This window comes from Bifidobacterium jacchi (assembly GCF_009078285.1).
Lineage (GTDB): Bacteria > Actinomycetota > Actinomycetes > Actinomycetales > Bifidobacteriaceae > Bifidobacterium > Bifidobacterium jacchi.
Genome location: NZ_RQSP01000030.1, coordinates 1 through 17,519 on the forward strand (window position 1 = coordinate 1; position 17,519 = coordinate 17,519).

Here is a 17,519-nt window from a genome sequence, read left to right on the forward strand (position 1 = left end):
GTCTCTGCTGTGTCGTGTCGTTATCGTGTGTGGTGGTTCGTTGCTGAACCGTTGGGATGGTAGTGGAAGGGCGCTATTCGGGTAGGATGCTCATCGTCCAAGAAGAACCAAGGACCTTGCACCAAGCGGTGTCCCTGCTCTGGCACCCTTCTCCGGCTCACCTCCTGCGTCTCTTTTTACCTCTTTCTAGCTCTACCTTTCTCGATCGCACTTTCCGTCTCTCTTGTGCTTCTCTTGTGCTTCTCTTGTGCTTCCTGTGCGCAAGGATTTTACGAGACGGCCGTTTTCCCCGAGAAATCCTTGCGCTACAGCAGCGCCCCTCGCTCGCGTCTCTCTCGTGCCCCACCATCCAACCCACGAAAACAGCAGAATTCTCGCAAATAGTCACTATGCCGACGACATCATACCGATAACGACGCAGGTCCCTCCCGTCACTTGACGGAAGGGACCTGAGTCATATTGATTCAGCTGCGATCAATCAATCGCCGCATCGGGCCGCGACTGAGCGCGACTGTACTCGTATGCTCACTCGGCGTTGCCGACGGTGTGCACGTAGATGGTGTCGGTGGAGCCGGCGGCGTGTTCGCCCTGAGCGGAGCTCAGCACGACGATCTTGTCGCCGTCCGCCACCTTGCCGGCATTCTTGAGAACCTTGTCGGTGAAGGCCATGAGGTCCTTGCGGGACTTGTCGTGGTAATCCTCATCGAGCAGGAACGCCTCGGTGCCCCAGGAGAGGGCGAGCCAGTGGAAGGTGCGCTCGTTGTTGGTCAGACCGTAGATCGGGGCGGCCGGGCGCTCGCGGGAGACGCGGTGCACGGTGTTGCCGGTCTGGGTGTAGGCGACGATGGCCTTGGCGTTGAGCTTGTCGGCCAGATCGACGGCGGCCGAGGAGACGGCGCCGGTCGAGGACATGTCGAGATCCTTGAGCTCGGGGATGCGGTCGAAGCCGTGCTCGGTGGCGAAGCCGGAGATGCGGGACATGGTGGCGACGGTCTCGGTCGGGTACTCGCCGACGGCGGTCTCGTTGGAGGTCATGGTCGCGTCGGCGCCGTCGAGGACGGCGTTGGCGCAGTCGGACGCCTCGGCGCGCGACGGCACCGGGGAGTGGACCATGGAGCCGAGGACCTCGGTGGCGACGATGACCGGCTTGGCGTACTGGCGGGCAAGCTCGATGATGCGCTTGGTGGCCAGCGGGACCTCCTCAAGCGGGCACTCGACGGCCATGTCGCCACGGGCGGCCATGACGCCATCGAAGGTCTTGACGATGTCCTCAAGGTTCTCAAGGGCCTGCGGCTTCTCGATCTTGGCGACGATCGGGATGCGGCGGCCTTCCTCGTCCATGATCTCGTGGGCGCGATCGATGTCGGTGGCGAAGCGCACGAAGGACATGGCGATGATGTCGGCACCGGTGCGGATGGCCCAACGCAGGTCGGCCTCGTCCTTCTCGGTCAGAGCCGGCAGGGAGACGGCGACGCCCGGCAGGTTGATGCCCTTGTGGCTGGAGACCGGTCCGGCGACGACGACCTTGGTGTGGACATTGTTGCCCTCGACCTTGGTGACCTCAAGACGAACCTTGCCGTCGTCGATCAGGATCGGGTCGCCCGGGTGGCAGTCGCCCGGCAGACCCTTGAACGTGGTGGAGGTGATGTGCTCGTCGCCCTCGACGTCGTCGGTGGTGATGATGAACTCCTGGCCGAGCTGAAGCTGGACCTTGTCCTCGCCCTCGGCGTTCTTCTTGAACCAGCCGCAGCGGATCTTCGGGCCCTGCAGATCGACCATGGCGGCGACGTTACGCCCGATGGCCTTGGAGGCCGCGCGCACGTTGTTGTAGACCTTGAGGTGATCCTCAGGGGTGCCGTGCGAACGGTTCAGACGTGCGACGTCCATACCGGCCTCGACGAGCTTGGTGATGCCTTCGAGAGACTCGGTGGAAGGTCCGATGGTGTCAACGATCTTGGCTTTACGCATGAATGCCTGCCTATCCTTTTCTGGACTTGAACATGGGCCGGACGGCCCGTTGCCAATCGACAGTGTACTAGATTTCCACGACTCTAGCCACCATTTTGCACGGTGTGTTGTGAGCGCTAACAATGGCGGCATGGCGCAATTTTCCTATTAAGCGATAGCGATGCTTGGCTACCCGCTGCGTGACCGGTTCCATGAATACCGGGCGAACAGATGATGACGAGCGTGCGGCGCCGGAAAAATAACGATCATCTCCCGAATAATGATCTCCGGAGTCGCGTCAGTGAACATTATTCGGGAATAATCCCCATTGCTCCCGAATTTCGTTCACTGAGGAGCTCCAAGCGATCATAATTCGGGAGATAGCCACTCCATTCCCGAATTTCGTTCACTGAGCCATCGGCAGCGATCGAAATTCGGGAGATCAACGATCTTTTCCCGAATTGCGATCGCCCCGAACCCAAACACCGACCGTTGCAGCCAACCGTTGCAGCCACGCGATGAAATGTAAGCGGTCACATCGCAATGCATGGCTGGATTTGATTGGTGCGGGAGCCACGCGATGAGAAAACAGGCGTTTTTTGCACCGCGTGGCTGTCCGATTTGTCATGCGACGACGTTTCACCCTATTTCCACGTCCCGTGACACGCACGCCTGACGCAGCATGGTCCAGAAACATTGGAATTCCGCCATTTTGTAATTATTCAACACGATGATGGTTTTATCACGGTTTATCGTTCGCAGCCACGCGATGAGAAAACAGGCGTTTTTTGCATCGCGTGGCTGTCCGATTTGTCATGCCACACGATGTGACCGATCACAACCGGTCGCATGGCCGCAAAAACGACCCAAACAACGCGATGCAGTCGGTCACACGCCGCCCCGTGGTAGACCACACAGCCACGCGATGAAAAAATGGGGCATTTCTCCATCGCGTGGCTGCGGCAACCCCAGCTGCGGCTACGACACCATCAAGCCCAGCGCAAGAGAATCTCGAAACAAACCCACAGTTCGAGAAAAACTAGCGCTACAAAGCAGCTCAGCGCAAGAGAATCTCGAACTCGCCACTTTCCCCGAGAATTTCTTGCGCAAATCCTCACTAATGTTCTGCGTCAGAAGTGCGTCAGAAATTCGCTGATGATATTGTTGGCTCCCTTTGTCAGGACGTTGCCGTTAGGCAAACAGCAGAGCTGTTTGTAGGCAACGTGCGAGCCGACCGGCGAGCCGGCAAACCGCGCGCGCAGCGCGTCCGTGATTGCGGGACCAGCACTGTAAAGCAAACAGCGGAGCTGTTTGTAGGTGCTGTGCGAGCCGACCGGCGAGCTAGCAGGATGCGCGCGAAGCGCGTCCATAATTACAGGACGAGCTGGCCCGCGAAGCGGGACTGAGGGGTAGTGAATTCGTCAACGCATTTCTGACGCAGGATACTAGTGGTCTGCTGCTCGGAGGTATAAGCCCCGTGAGCAAGGTGACTGGCATCGAAACCGACTGGGGAAGGAAACGAGAGATGGAGTTCTTGATTATTGGCGAGATAGGCCACTGGCTCCCAGTGATCGAAATTCGGGAAACCAGCCGCTATCTCCCACAATTTCGATCGCTGCCGACTCCTCAGTGATCGAAATTCGGGAGCAATGGGCATAATTCCCGAAAAATGATCGCTGATCGGTGCTCAGTGAACGTAATTCGGGAGATCGCCGTTCTTCTCCCGAATTTCGATCGCTGGGCGCTGGCCGGCAACCAGCTGTCTCGTAATCATCGGAGGGGGAACTACTTCCTCTCCACAATCAGCTTCGCTGACAACCCGGTCTGCAGCTGCGGACACGTTTCGCGCGCGGCCTGCCGGCTCGACTATCGTCGGGCGACGTTGTCTGCGAACGGCTCTGCCGTTCACTTCACGGCTACAGTCCACGCCTCTGGGCGATTGTCACGGATTCGGGTAGAATCGGTATCGCTTCAGCGCCAATGTGTGGCAAACCGTCGAGTCGACCAATCGGAACCAGCCAGGAATCCGTGCAAGGTCGTGCGCTCGAACGGGGGCATTGGACGGACGGAATCAGGCCCTATTGCATCGTTCTCTGTCGAAATCCGCCCGAAAGCGTCCCAGAGAACGATGCGCGCCGGCGGCAACGCCAGCAGGGCATTGCGCAGCCGGCGCGTCGAGAGAAACGATTGCAGGGAAATCATCATGACCATCGCGTCAACCATCCGAAAGACCGTCACCCGTGTGTTTGCGGCCACCGCCGCGATCGCCGCGTCGTTCGCGCTCGCCGGCTGCGGCGGCGCATCCAATACGGCGGACTCCTCCAACACGAAACTGACCAAGGTCACCTTCATGCTGGCATGGACCGCCGATACCAACCACATCGGCGTCTACGTCGCCAAGAACAAGGGCTATTTCAAGGATGCCGGCCTTGATGTCGACATCATCGCCGTCTCCAAGACCGGTGCCGAACTTGCCGTGAACAACGGCGTGGCCGACTTCGCCGTGTCCAACCTCTACAATGCGGCCAGCTACACCGACCTCAAGGGCGCCCACATCAAGCAGGTCATGCAGGTGCAGCAGAAGCCCAGCGCGATCTGGTGCGCGCTCGCCAGCAACACGGCCATCAAGTCCCCGAAGGACTTCGACGGCAAGACGTTCGCCACGTTCGGCGGCAACGAATCCGACATCGTCATCAAGCGCATGGTCCAGTACGATGGCGGCAAGGGCGAGTTCGACAAGGTGACCGTCGGCACCTCCACGTTCAAGACGCTTGAATCCGGACAGGCCGACTTCGGCGGATTCTACTCCACCTGGGAGGGCGTGCAGGCCGAAATGTACGGTCCCAAGCTCAACTGCTTCACCGAGCCCGACTACGGCGTTCCCGGCAACGGCGACGCCATCGGCATCATCACGAGCGACAAGCTCATCAAGGAGAACCCCGAACTGGTGCGCAAGTTCGTCCAGGCCTCCCAGAAGGGCTACGAGTACGCCTACTCGAATCCCGACGACGCCGCGAAGATCCTCGTCAAGGAGGCCGCCGACTACCATCTGGAGGAGGCCTTCGTCAAGAAGAGCATGCATGTGATCGTCGACGGCCAGTACTGGGGCGACCCCGCCAAGATCAAGGACGGCTCGTTCGTGCTCGGCACCAACGATTTCACCGGCACGCAGGAGCGCTTCGACTTCCTCGGCGAGGGACACGCCTACACCGATGCCAACGGCAATCCGACCGACAAGGTGCCCCAGTCCAAGGACGGCGCCACCAACGAGTTCCTGAAGGGAGCCAAGTAACGTGACCGAGCCCATGACGCGCCTCGTGCTCGACGCCGACACCGGCATCGACGACGCGCTCGCGCTGAGCTATCTGCTCGCCTCTCCGCAAGCCGATCTGCTGGGAGTCGTCGGCACCTACGGCAACGTGACCGCGCAGAGCGCGGTGCGCAACAGCCGCGACGTGCTGCGTCTGTTCGGACGCGACGACATACCGGTGTTCGCCGGGTGCGAGGCGCCGTCATGGGCCGATCTGTTCGAAGTGGATGAAGGATGCGCCAGATTCCACGGTTCCAATGGACTCGGCAACGTGAATCCGGCCACCTACATGCCGCAGGGCGGCGATCTCGATCATGCCGGCGATCATACCGGTGACGGCGACCATGCGGCCGGTGCTGCCCGATCAGCCGAGGCCGCCCGTTCATCCGCCGCCTTTCGCGGTCGGCTGATCAAATCGGTCGGCGGCGAGCATGTCGATGTCGTCGCGACCGACGTTGCCCCCACCAATGCCTCCGCCGCCACAACCGCTGCGTTCGCCACAACCGCTGCGTCTGCCGCAGCGTCCGCCGCCGGCGTCGCTGCCACAACCTACGCGGCGATGGCCGATGCCGCCGCGGCATCCCGCGAGGGTGAAGGCGTGCGCTTCATCATCGACACGGTTCGTCGCCTCGGCCGCGACGTCACCGTGGTCGCCACCGGTCCGCTCACCGACATCGACGCCGCGATTCGTCAGGCGCCCGACATCGCGGCGAACCTGAAACTGGTCATCATGGGCGGCTCCCTCACGCAGGAGGGCAACTGCTACGATCTGGTCTGCGAAACCAACATCTTCCAGGACCCCGAGGCCGCGAATCGGGTGTTCCGCTCCGGCGTGGACGTGACGATGGTCGGCCTCGACGTGACCCACCAGTGCCTGATGACCCGCGAGGACGCCGAGTCGTGGCGTGCCACGGGCACACGCCGCGGTGCATTCCTCGCCGATATGGTCCGCTTCTACATCAACGCGAACGAGTCGAGCGATCCGATCTTCCTTGCGGGCAGCCCGCTGCACGATCCGCTCGCCGTCGCCGTCGCACTTGACCCGACGCTGGTCGACTGCCTGCCGATCAACATGATGACCGAGACCGCCACCGGCAACGGGCATGGCGTGCGCGGGCGCACCATCGGAGACCCGACCCGTCTGCGCCAGACGAACAAGACCACGCATGTGGCGTTCGGCGTGGATGCGCGGCGCTTCACGACCATGTTCCGGGAGCGACTCGAAGCGCTGTGCCGCTGAACTAGGTGCTATGCCCGCTGATCAGCCGCTGATTCGCTTCTGATCTGTCCTCTGATCCGTCGTCTGATTCGTCGTCGCGCGCCGCGTCCGCGTCCAATGCGTCTGCCAACGTGCGGTCCAGCGTGCCGCCCAACGTCACCCGCGTGGGGGATGCCACGGTCATTCGCGACGAGGATGCGTCGAATCCCGTCGCCGTGCGGTTCGACCACGTCACCAAGCGGTACAAGCTGTTCAGGAACGACAAGCTGCGGCTGCTGGCCACCTTCTCGAAGCGCGTGCCCTACAGCGTGGTGAACGCGAACGACGATCTGAGCTTCACGGTGCCGCGCGGCGAGGCGCTTGCCGTCGGCGACCGCAAATTCGCAAGGAAATGCCGCGAGCGGGTCAGCGGCATCATCGCCAACGAGAACGTGACCGTGCTGTTCGTCACCCATTCGACCAGCATGGCGAAGGAGTTCTGCCACCGGGGCATCGTCATCCGCAAGGGGCGGGCGGTGTTCGGCGGCGACATCAAGGAGGCGATCGACTTCTACGAATCCTCGTGAGGTTTGCTTGTGAGGTTTGCTTATGAGGTTTGCTTATGAGGTTGGTGCCGTTGCGGGTTTCGCGTCGGGATGCCGATGAGGCTATGCTTGGTTGCTTATGCAGACGTACACCATTCGCCCGGCCGAGCCGCACGATCTGACCGCGATCACCGACATCTACAACGAGGCGGTGATTCGCGGCGGCGCCTCCGCCGATCTGGAACCCGTATCCCGTCAGGCCAGACTCGCCTGGGTGGAATCCCATCAGCCGCGCGACCGCTATCCGGTCGTCGTCATCGACGTCGTCGACCCGGCGACCGGAACACGCACAACCGCGGGATTCGGCTCATTGTCGAAATTCCATCAGCGCGCCGGCTACGATGGCGTGACCGAACTGAGCTACTACATCGCCGGCGCATATCACCGGCAGGGTCTCGGCAGGGCGATGGTCCAATGGCTGCTCGACGCCGCCCGTGATCGCGGCTTCACCCATGCTGCCGCGATCATCTATGCCGACAACGCCGGGTCGATCGCGCTGATGCGCCGTTTCGGCTTCACCCGCTTCGGTCTGCTCCAGGGCGCGGTCACCAGCGGCGACGGGCGGCTCCACGACATGAGCTACTGGGTCAGGCTGCTTCGCTGACGGTCGGTGCCGTGCCGGAACACGGGTCCGGGGCGGGCTTGACGTCGGGCGCGGGTATGATGCCTGTGTTTGCGCAGACGGCGCCGCATCGGCATGGCGCGCGGCTGCATTCGATGAACATGGAATACGGAACACGGGACGATGGACGCTGGGAGGGCGAGACGATGGCATCTGATTTCTGGCTGATCGTGGGATTGGGCAATCCGGGCAAGAAATACGAGGACACGCGGCACAACATGGGATTCATGACCGCCGACGTGCTCGCCGAGCGCTGGTCGGTGGCGTTCTCCGATCACAAGGGACTCGCGATGCTCGGCAAGGGCGCGATGCATCTGCAGGGACGCGCGGTCAAGTTCTTCCTCGCCAAGCCGCTGACCTACATGAACGATTCGGGCAACGCGGTCGCCTCGATCAGCGCCTACTATCAGATCGATCCCGACCATGTCGTCGTCATCCACGACGACATGGATCTGGAATTCGGGCGCATCAAAGTCAAGGCCGGCGGCTCGGCGGGCGGGCACAACGGCATCAAGTCCATTGACAGGGCGCTCGGCACGCCGCAGTACGCCCGCGTGCGCATGGGCGTGGGTCATGCCAGGCGCGGCGCAAACGCGCACGACAACACCATCAACTGGGTGCTCGGCGGATTCGGCCCCGATCAGCGCAAACAGCTGCCGGACTTCCTGATGGATGGCGCCGACGCCGCCGAATCCATCATCTTCGACGGGCTTGCCAAGACCCAGGAGAAGTTCAATGGCCGATAGCGTCACGCGCGATCAGGCCGCTTCGGCCGCCGGCCAGACGCATGGGACCCTCGCCGCACTGCTGGACACGCTCGACAAGGGCGACACGGCCTTCCATGATCTCGTGGCCGGTGAGATCGAACCCAGCATCGATGAGCATCCCGGCGAGCGTCTTGGCGGGTGTTCTGGTGAGCGTCCGGCGCAGAGCACCGATCCGGCCATCACCGTCGGCGTTCCCGAGGGTCTTCGCCCGGCGCTCGCGGCGGCGACGGCGCGGCGCGGCGGCAGACCGGTCGTGCTCGTCGTCGCCTCCGGGCGCGAGTCCGAGGAGACCGTGGGCGCGCTGCGCTCCTGGTATGACGGCGATCCGAACGACATCGCCCAGCTGGAGGCGTGGGAGACGCTGCCGCATGAACGGCTCAGCCCGCGCGCCGATACGGTCGCCAGTCGCATGGCCGTGTTTCGGCGGCTCACGCATCCGAGCGCGACGAATCCGATGTTCGGGCCGATCCGCATCCTCGTCATGCCGGTGCGATCGCTCATCCAGCCGGTCGTGCGGGGACTCGGCGACGTCGAACCGCTCGTGTTCGCGCGCGGCGAGGAGCTGGCGCTCGACGAGGCGTCGGCCAGGCTCGTCGAAAACGCGTACACGCGCGTCGATCTGGTCATGGATCGCGGCGAATTCGCCGTGCGCGGCGGCATCATCGACGTGTTCCCGCCCACCGCGCCGCATCCGGTGCGCATCGAGTTCTTCGGCGACGAGATCGACACGATCCGGCAGTTCCACGCCTCCGACCAGCGTACGTACGGTGACGCGCTGGCGAGCATCTGGGCCACGCCCTGCCGCGAGCTGCAGCTGACCCAGGCTGTGCGCGATCGGGCGAAGAGCCTCATCGGGCAGATTCCGAACGCCGACGACATGCTTGAGTCCATCGCCAATGCGATTCCCGTGGAAGGCATGGAATCGCTCATGCCCGCACTGATCGACGACATGGAGCCGATCAGCGGCATGCTCGACGATCACGCGGTCATCATGCTGTCCGACCCCGAAAAACTGCGTCGGGCAGCCGACGACCTCGCCAAGACCGCCAACGAGTTCCTCGCCGCAAGCTGGCACGTCGCCGCCTCCGGTCATGGTGCCGGCGCGCCGATCAGCTTCGATCAGGCGAGCTTCCTCGACTTCGAGGAGACGGTCAGCGCGCTTGCCTATTCGAGGCATGACGTATGGAAGCTGTCCAGCTTCGGCGTGGACGAGACGATGCCCAATCATATGCAGCTCGCCGCGCGCAATCCCGGCGAGTATCGCGGCAATGAGACGAAGGCCGCCGCGGGCATCGAGGGACTGATCGACTCCGGCTATCGGGTGGCCGTCACCGCCGCCGCGCAGGGCACGCTCGCCCGACTCAAGCGGGCCATCAACGAGACCGGCATCGCCAGCTTCGAGGTCATCCGCTCGCAGGCCATCGACGGGTTCGTCGACACGGCCGCGAGGATCGCGCTGCTGACCGAACGCGACCTGACCGGGCGCTCATCCGCGGCGGGCGTCGCGAAGACGCCGAAGCGACGCCGCAAGGCGATCGACCTGATGGAATTGAAGCCCGGCGACTTCGTCGTGCATGAGCAGCATGGCATCGGGCGGTTCGTCGGCATGCGCCAACGCGATATCGGCACCGGGGCGAACAGGACCACCCGCGAGTATCTCGTTATCGAATACGCGCCAAGCAAACGCGGCGCCCCGGCCGACAAGCTGTTCATCCCCACCGATCAGCTCGATCTGGTCAGCAAATACATCGGCGCGGAGGTGCCCAAGCTCAACAAGCTCGGCGGCTCCGACTGGGCCGAGACCAAGGCGAAGGCGCGCAAGCACGTCCATGAGATCGCCGAGGACCTGGTCAAGCTGTATTCGGCGCGTCGCCGCACCCCCGGCTTCGCGTTCAGCCCCGATACGCCGTGGCAGAAGGAGCTGGAGGACGCGTTCCCGTACCAGGAGACCGCCGATCAGCTCACCACGATCGACGAGGTCAAGGCCGACATGGAAAAGCCGGTGCCGATGGATCGCCTGATCTGCGGCGACGTCGGCTTCGGCAAGACCGAAATCGCCGTGCGCGCCGCGTTCAAGGCGATTCAGGACGGCAAGCAGGTGGCCGTGCTCGTGCCCACCACGCTGCTCGTCCAGCAGCATTACGAGACGTTCACCGAACGCTATGAGGGATTCCCCGTCACCGTCGCGGCGATGAGCCGCTTCCAGACGACCAAGGAGATCAACGAGACCATCGAGGGACTGGAATCCGGCGCGGTCGACGTGGTGATCGGCACGCACAAGCTGCTCAACCCCAAGATCAAGTTCAAGGATCTGGGGCTCGTGATCATCGACGAGGAGCAGCGGTTCGGCGTCGAGCACAAGGAGACGCTCAAGGCGCTGCGCACGAACGTGGACGTGCTTTCGCTGTCGGCGACGCCCATCCCGCGCACGCTGGAGATGGCGGTCACCGGCATCCGCGAGATGTCGACGCTGGCCACCCCGCCCGAGGATCGCCTGCCGGTGCTCACGTATGTCGGCGCGTACGAGGATGCGCAGGTCACCGCGGCCGTGCGCCGCGAACTGCTGCGCGGCGGCCAGGTGTTCTACGTGCACAATCGCGTGCAGGACATCTCCAAGACCGCGGCGAGGATCCACGAGCTGGTGCCCGAGGCGCGCGTCGGCATCGCGCACGGCAAGATGGGGGAGAAGCAGCTTGATCAGGTGATCCGCGACTTCTGGCATCGCGACATCGACGTGCTCGTGTGCACCACGATCATCGAAACGGGACTTGACATCTCGAATGCGAATACGCTGATCGTCGATCATGCCGACAAGTTCGGCCTCTCGCAGCTGCACCAGCTGCGCGGCCGCGTCGGGCGTGGCCGTGAGCGCGCGTACGCGTACTTCCTGTACGATCCATCCAAGCCGATGACGCAGCAGTCGCATGACCGGCTCGCGACCATTGCGCAGAACACGGCGCTGGGATCGGGCTTCGACGTGGCGATGAAGGATCTCGAGCTGCGCGGCACCGGCAATCTGCTCGGCGACGAACAGTCCGGGCACATCGAAGGCGTCGGATTCGACCTGTACATCCGCATGGTCTCCGAGGCGGTCGAGGCGTACAAGGAGCCGCAGAAGGCGTTCGAGCCGCTGGCCGTGACCATCGATCTGCCGATCGAGGCGTCGATTCCGGTGGACTACATCAATTCCGACAAGCTGCGGCTTGAGGCGTATCGCAAGCTCGCCGCGGCGCACGATGAGGACGATCTGCGCGAGCTGGCCGACGAGCTTGCGGACCGCTACGGCAAGCTGCCCGGGGAGTTCGAGACGCTGTTCGGCGTGGCGCGGCTGCGCATGCGCGCCCGCCGGCTCGGCATCTCGGAGATCATAGCGCAGGGACGCAACGTGCGTGTCGGCAAAATCGACCCGTCCGAGTCGATGCAGATGCGCATCAACCGCATCTACAAGGGCGCGCAGTACCGGCCGCTCACCCACACCTATACGATTCCCGCCCCGTTCGCCGGCTCGCTCGGCTCCGGTCCGATGAGCGGCGAGCAGGTCATGGACTGGGTGAACGACCTGCTCAACGACTTCGCATGGAAGCCGGGCGGCGGCGAGTCGCGCAATCGCGGATAGTCGTCGCCGGCGGATTGCGCAACGTAAATACTGGAACGTAAGTCACGCCGTGGATTGCGCAACAAGGATTGCGCAACAAGGATGGCGCAACGGATATGCAGCGAATGAACGTCGCAAAGGGAGATGTACATCGGGCATGGATCAGTTTGTCGTGGTGATCGGCCAGCTGGTGGGGTTTCTCATCATGCTGCTGGTCGGATATGGCTGCGTGCGGCTCAAGCTGTACGGTACGGTCGCGTTGAACGGCATGTGCGCGCTGCTGCTCAACGTGCTGATTCCGGTGCTGGTGTTCGCCAACGCCGTGGATGGTGCGACTCGCGGCGATCTGGCGGCGAACTGGGGCGTGATGCTGCTCACGGCGATCATGTACGCGCTGCTGGCGGCGGCGTTCTTCGCCTTCTCGCGGCTGCTGCGGCTGCATGGCTCGCGTAGGCGGGTCTTTCAGGCGACGATGGTGTTCGGCAATGCCGGTTTTCTCGGCATTCCGTTGATCATGTCGCTGTTCCCCGATCGTGGCGCGATCTGGGTGGCGCTGATGTCGATCATCGACCAGTCGATTCTGTGGACGTACGGCGTGTGGCTGTGCGAGCCGGTCGCAGGGACGGACGAGTCGCGTCGTTCCGTCGCTCGGCCGTCTGCCGGCCGGCGTATTGCGGGTCTGCTGCGGCGCTTCGTCAATCCCGCGTTCATCGGCATCATGATCGCGCTGGCGCTGATTCTGGCGGGTGTGCATGTTCCGGGGATGCTGCTGCGGCCGCTGCATACGATCGGCGGCATGGCGACGCCGATGTCGCTGATCTATCTGGGCGGCCTGTTCGCCACGACACGCTGGTGGGGCGTGCTGCGACGACACGAATTGTATGTGGGACTCGTCGGCAAGATGGTTCTGTTTCCGCTGGCATTGTATGCGCTGCTGTCGTGGAGCGCGCGGTTCGGCGCGCTACCGGCCAGCCATGACATGATCGTGATGATCTCGCTGATCGCCGGTCTGCCGACGATGACCACGATCGCGATGTTCTGCGGCAGACGCGGCAATATGCCGGATTATGCGACCGGATTCGTGCTGGTGAGCACGCTGTTCTCGCTGGTCTCCCTTGCCGTCGTCTCCGCTGTGGTGCTGTAGCGTCGGTGTTGGAGGCGCGGTGTTGGATGCGTGGCGTTGGAGGGCCGGTGCTGCGCAAGTCGTGCCGTGGGATCGGCATGCGCGATGAGATGCCCGAGCGTCCCCGGCATCCGCGGATCGATACGGGCCAGGCTTCGCCCATCGGCGCTCAAATGAACGCCAAAATGACGGGAAGATGAATTCTCACGTGGTATGTGAGCGCTCACATCGTCGTGTCGCGCGCTCTTGCGTCTCGTCCATAAACTCCACTATTCTTAGGTCTGTCATCACAACCAAAACGTTAAAGGAGTAGTTGTGGCAGTTATTGAAAGCGTCTACGCGCGTCAGATTCTCGATTCCCGCGGCAACCCGACCGTCGAGGTCATCCTCGATACCGAGGACGGCGCTGAGGGCCGTGGTCTGGTTCCGTCCGGTGCCTCCACCGGCGAGGCCGAGGCTTGGGAGCGTCGTGACGGCGACAAGTCCGTCTACGGCGGCAAGGGCGTTCTGAACGCTGTCAAGGCCGTCAACGAGGAGATCGCTCCGAAGGTCATCGGCATGGATGCCTCCGATCAGCGCGCTCTCGACGACCTGATGATCGAGCTCGACGGCACTCCGAACAAGGGCCGTCTGGGCGCCAACGCCATCCTGGGCGTCTCCCTGGCCGCCCTGTACGCCTCCGCCGAGTCCGCCGATCTGCCGCTGTACCGTTACATCGGCGGCACCAACGGCCACATCCTGCCGGTTCCGAACATGAACATCATGAACGGCGGCGCCCACGCCGACTTCGCCACCGACATCCAGGAGTACATGATCTCCCCGTACGGCTTCGACACCTTCCACGAGGCTCTGCGCGCCGGCGTCGAGGTCTATCACACCCTCAAGAACGTCCTGAAGAAGGAAGGCCTGAACACCGGCCTCGGCGACGAGGGCGGCTTCGCTCCGAAGCTGAAGTCCAACAAGGACTCCCTGAACTACATCGTAGACGCCATCTCCGCCGCCGGCTACGAGCCTGGCAAGCAGATCGGCATCTGCCTCGACGTGGCTTCCTCCGAGTTTTACAACAAGGAGACCGGCCTGTACCACTTCGAGGGTGGCGAGCGCGACGCCGAGTACATGCTCAACTTCTACGAGCAGCTGATCGACGAGTACCCGATCGTCTCCATCGAGGATCCGTACCAGGAAGAGGGCTGGGACGACTGGGCGAAGATCACCAAGAAGCTCGGCGATCGCCTCCAGTTCGTCGGCGACGACCTGCTGGTCACCAACCCGAAGCGCCTGCAGAAGGGCATCGACCTGGGCGCCGCCAACTCCCTGCTGGTCAAGCTCAACCAGATCGGCTCCGTCACCGAGACCCTCGACGCCATCGAGCTGGCCACCGCCAACGGCTTCACCTCCATGGTCTCCCACCGTTCCGGCGAGACCCCGGACACCACCATCTCCGATCTCGCGGTCGCCAAGAACACCCGCCAGATCAAGACCGGTGCCCCGGCCCGTGGCGAGCGCGTTGCCAAGTACAACCGCCTGCTCGAGATCGAGGAGGAGCTCGGCTCCACCGCTCAGTACGCCGGCTACAGCGCCTTCAAGGCCTGCAAGAAGTACATCGCCAAGTGAGCCGTTTCGGCACCCACCGGTGATATCGGCATGATCATGATCGCACCCTGATCGTTAAGGGTACGAGCACATTCAGGACCCGTCGCGTTCCTCGTCGGACGCGACGGGTATTTTATTGCGATATGAGCGGCATGAGCAGACAGAACCGGAGAACGTCGACGGCATCCACCGCATCCCGATCGTCAGGATCCATGTCGTCGGGCATGAGAGGAACGACGAATCCGAAGACAGGCAAGGCGGGCAAGCCGACGAAGACGAGCGCGGCCGGTTCCGCGAGAGGATCGTCACGCGGTTCCGGTCGGGGTCGTTCCGTCGCGCGGACGCGAAGCGCAGGGCCCATCGCGTTTTTCGTCACGCTGTTCATCGTCGCGCTGGGAACCATCCAGCTGCTGTCGACGTTCTACACGTATGCGCTCAACCTGTCAGAGCTCAACGGGCTCAAACGGCAGGAGGCGGCGTTGATCGCCAAGAAGGAAAGCCTTGAAAACGACATCGAACGATGGAACGACAAGGCGTACGTGGCGGCACAGGCCAGAGAGCGGCTCGGATTCGTCTTTCCCGGCGAACAGGTCGTCAAGGTCGCCCATCCCGAGGCCGTGACGGGGGAGAGCGGCGCGAAGGATTCGGCGAACGCCGACGGTGAGGCATCAGGCAAGACATTGCCCTGGTACAGTGAACTGGCGTACTCATTCGAAAAGGCCGATCGCGCGCAATCCGACGCGAATGCCGACGACAACGTCGGCAGCAGTGCGAACGATTCCAGCAACGAGAACGACACCAGTAGCAAGACCGATACCAGCAACGAGAACAAGGACGACAATCAGTGACCGCAACCATGGCGAATCAGACACCCGCTTTTCCCGACACGACCACTGAGGCGGCTGCCGACGAACTGGCCGAGCGCATGCTTGCTCATCCTGCAAGCGACGACGACATCGCCATCGTGGAGCGTCAGCTCGGACGCTACCCGCGTGGCATGGTCGCCGTGGGGGCGCGCTGCGTGTGCGGGCGTCCGCTGGCGGTCGTCACGCGACCGATGCTGCCCGGCGGCATACCGTTCCCGACGACATGCTATCTGACCTCTCCCGAAGCGGTCAAAGCCGTCTCCCACGTCGAGGCAGCCGGCGTGATGAGGGAATACAACGATCTGCTGGCCGCGGACGAAAGCCTGCGCAACCGGTATCTGGACGCGCATCGGCGGTACATCGCATTCCGTCACGCGCTGGCCATGCGCCTCGGCGACGACGAGAGCCACATCGCATCGGTCAGTGCCGGCGGCATGCCCGTTCGCGTCAAATGCCTTCACGCGCTGGTCGCACAGTCGCTGGTGATGGGGCATGGCGTCAATCCGATCGGCGACATGACGTTGGAGCGCATCGCCGGTGAATTCAATCCGAATATCTGTCGGTGCGCGGATGGCTGCACGCCGGGCGATTCGCTGAGTGATTCGCCGGGTGATTCGCCGAGTGCGCCGTCGAGTGATTCGGCAGACATCTTAGCAAGCAACGAGGAGCGATGATGAGCGGAGACGAGCGTTCGGTGACCGTGGCCGGCATCGACTGCGGCACCAATTCCATTCGGCTGAAGATCGCACGGGTCGATGCGCACGGCATGCATGACATCGTGCCGCGTGTCCTGCGCGTGATCCGACTTGGACAGGACGTTGACAAGACGCATCGCTTCGCCGATGAGGCACTCGAACGCGCCTATGATGCGGCGAGGGAATTCGCCGCCATTCTCGCCGGGTATCAGGTGGACGGGCTGCGGTTCGTCGCCACCTCGGCGACGCGAGACGCGGCCAATCGTGATGATTTCGAGAATGGCATCGAGCGGATTCTCGGCGTGCGCCCGGAGGTGATTCCCGGCACCGAGGAGGCGGATCTGAGTTTCCTCGGTGCCACCAGCGTGGTGCCGCGCGACGATCTTGCGGCTCCGTTCCTCGTCGTCGATCTCGGCGGCGGGTCCACCGAGCTCGTGATGGGCGGCGACGGCGTGAGCTCGCCCGACACGCAGGTGCAGGCCGCGTTTTCGATGAACATCGGTTCCGTGCGCATGACCGAACGCCATCTGCACACCGATCCACCGACGCAGGATGAGATCGACGCGGCGATCGCCGATATCGACGAGCATATCGACGAGGCGTTCGCCACCGTGCCGGCCGGCAGGACCCGCACGATCATCGGCGTGTCCGGAACCGTGACCACGATGACCGCGCTGGCGCTTGGGTTGAAGGAATACGATCATCGTGCCGTGGACGGCGTGCGGATGAGCTGCGCGGATGCCTACGCCGTGGACGATCGATTCCTGCGCATGAGCCGCGAGGATCGGCGCGCGTACAAGACGATTCATCCGGGGCGCATCGACGTGGTCGGCGGCGGTGCGCTGATCTGGAGTCGGGTGCTGGCGAAGGTGAGTCAGGCGGCGGAGACGGAGCACGGCGAGACTATCGACTCGTATGTCGCCAGCGAGCATGGTCTGCTTGACGGCATCGTGCTCGACTACGGCCGACGGCTGCTCGCGCGCAAGGCGTGAGCGTGCGTGTCGCGTTTGCGATTGCGGCGGCGAACGGATACGGACGGACGAATTGCGGGTTGATGGCGTATACTGATACGGTTGGCCGTTGTGGCCGATGCCTCCGTGGCGAAATGGTATACGCAGTCGACTTAAAATCGATCGCTTCGGCTTGCGGGTTCGAGTCCCGCCGGAGGCACGTTTTATGAGGGGTTGATATATAGCCG

General features: G+C 63.1%; 11 protein-coding genes, 1 tRNA gene and 1 pseudogene. 12 read left to right on the forward strand and 1 reads right to left on the reverse strand.

Going from position 1 to position 17,519, the window contains the following annotated elements; all coding sequences use genetic code 11:
• Window positions 1-525 precede the first annotated feature (525 nt).
• The gene (pyk, locus tag EHS19_RS07940) at window positions 526-1,968 is read right to left on the reverse strand and encodes a pyruvate kinase (RefSeq protein WP_151917232.1); all 1,443 of its coding nucleotides are present in this window, start codon (window positions 1,966-1,968) and stop codon (window positions 526-528) included.
• Between the two features lie 2,182 nt (window positions 1,969-4,150).
• Between pyk and EHS19_RS07945 the strand changes: the two genes are divergently transcribed.
• The 12 genes and pseudogenes from EHS19_RS07945 to EHS19_RS08000 all read left to right on the forward strand — a co-directional run bounded on the left by EHS19_RS07945 (window position 4,151) and on the right by EHS19_RS08000 (window position 17,491).
• Complete coding sequence (locus EHS19_RS07945; protein WP_421745453.1) at window positions 4,151-5,239, forward strand: ABC transporter substrate-binding protein; 1,089 nt, start codon at window positions 4,151-4,153, stop codon at window positions 5,237-5,239.
• A 1-nt stretch (window position 5,240) separates the two neighbouring features.
• Window positions 5,241-6,497, forward strand: coding sequence for a nucleoside hydrolase (locus EHS19_RS07950; protein WP_421745455.1), 1,257 nt, complete (start codon window positions 5,241-5,243; stop codon window positions 6,495-6,497).
• Between the two features lie 110 nt (window positions 6,498-6,607).
• A complete protein-coding gene (locus tag EHS19_RS07955; RefSeq protein ID WP_151917233.1) occupies window positions 6,608-7,042 on the forward strand; it encodes a hypothetical protein in 435 nt (144 codons plus the stop codon).
• Between the two features lie 97 nt (window positions 7,043-7,139).
• Window positions 7,140-7,664: a GNAT family N-acetyltransferase gene (locus EHS19_RS07960; RefSeq protein ID WP_151917234.1), complete on the forward strand. Its 525-nt coding sequence runs from the start codon at window positions 7,140-7,142 to the stop codon at window positions 7,662-7,664.
• Between the two features lie 164 nt (window positions 7,665-7,828).
• Window positions 7,829-8,428: an aminoacyl-tRNA hydrolase gene (gene pth / locus EHS19_RS07965; protein WP_151917254.1), complete on the forward strand. Its 600-nt coding sequence runs from the start codon at window positions 7,829-7,831 to the stop codon at window positions 8,426-8,428.
• A complete protein-coding gene (gene mfd / locus EHS19_RS07970; protein WP_151917235.1) occupies window positions 8,418-12,065 on the forward strand; it encodes a transcription-repair coupling factor in 3,648 nt (1,215 codons plus the stop codon). The genes pth and mfd overlap by 11 nt, the downstream gene beginning before the upstream one ends.
• 136 nt (window positions 12,066-12,201) lie before the next feature.
• Window positions 12,202-13,188 carry an AEC family transporter gene (locus EHS19_RS07975; protein WP_151917236.1) on the forward strand — a complete coding sequence of 329 codons (987 nt, stop codon included), beginning with the start codon at window positions 12,202-12,204 and terminating at the stop codon, window positions 13,186-13,188.
• A gap of 294 nt (window positions 13,189-13,482) precedes the next feature.
• Window positions 13,483-14,781 carry a phosphopyruvate hydratase gene (gene eno, locus EHS19_RS07980; RefSeq protein WP_151917237.1) on the forward strand — a complete coding sequence of 433 codons (1,299 nt, stop codon included), beginning with the start codon at window positions 13,483-13,485 and terminating at the stop codon, window positions 14,779-14,781.
• 191 nt (window positions 14,782-14,972) lie between these two features.
• Complete coding sequence (locus EHS19_RS07985) at window positions 14,973-15,608, forward strand: FtsB family cell division protein (protein ID WP_421745458.1); 636 nt, start codon at window positions 14,973-14,975, stop codon at window positions 15,606-15,608.
• Window positions 15,609-15,685: 77 nt separating this feature from the next.
• A pseudogene (locus EHS19_RS07990) lies at window positions 15,686-16,192 on the forward strand (DUF501 domain-containing protein); the annotation flags it as partial.
• Window positions 16,193-16,299: 107 nt separating this feature from the next.
• Window positions 16,300-17,313, forward strand: coding sequence for a Ppx/GppA phosphatase family protein (locus tag EHS19_RS07995; protein ID WP_151917255.1), 1,014 nt, complete (start codon window positions 16,300-16,302; stop codon window positions 17,311-17,313).
• A gap of 99 nt (window positions 17,314-17,412) precedes the next feature.
• Window positions 17,413-17,491: transfer RNA gene (locus EHS19_RS08000), tRNA-Leu, on the forward strand.
• Window positions 17,492-17,519: the final 28 nt, after the last annotated feature.

What these genes read in the sequence shown, in the direction of transcription:
- EHS19_RS07960 (WP_151917234.1), top strand. Translation starts at nt 7,140, where the DNA reads ATGCAGACGTACACCATTCGCCCGGCCGAGCCGCACGATCTGACCGCG.
- EHS19_RS07975 (WP_151917236.1), top strand. Translation starts at nt 12,202, where the DNA reads ATGGATCAGTTTGTCGTGGTGATCGGCCAGCTGGTGGGGTTTCTCATC.
- mfd (WP_151917235.1), top strand. Translation starts at nt 8,418, where the DNA reads ATGGCCGATAGCGTCACGCGCGATCAGGCCGCTTCGGCCGCCGGCCAG.
- EHS19_RS07995 (WP_151917255.1), top strand. Translation starts at nt 16,300, where the DNA reads ATGAGCGGAGACGAGCGTTCGGTGACCGTGGCCGGCATCGACTGCGGC.
- EHS19_RS07985 (WP_421745458.1), top strand. Translation starts at nt 14,973, where the DNA reads ATGTCGTCGGGCATGAGAGGAACGACGAATCCGAAGACAGGCAAGGCG.
- EHS19_RS07945 (WP_421745453.1), top strand. Translation starts at nt 4,151, where the DNA reads ATGACCATCGCGTCAACCATCCGAAAGACCGTCACCCGTGTGTTTGCG.
- pyk (WP_151917232.1), bottom strand. Translation starts at nt 1,968, where the DNA reads ATGCGTAAAGCCAAGATCGTTGACACCATCGGACCTTCCACCGAGTCT.
- pth (WP_151917254.1), top strand. Translation starts at nt 7,829, where the DNA reads ATGGCATCTGATTTCTGGCTGATCGTGGGATTGGGCAATCCGGGCAAG.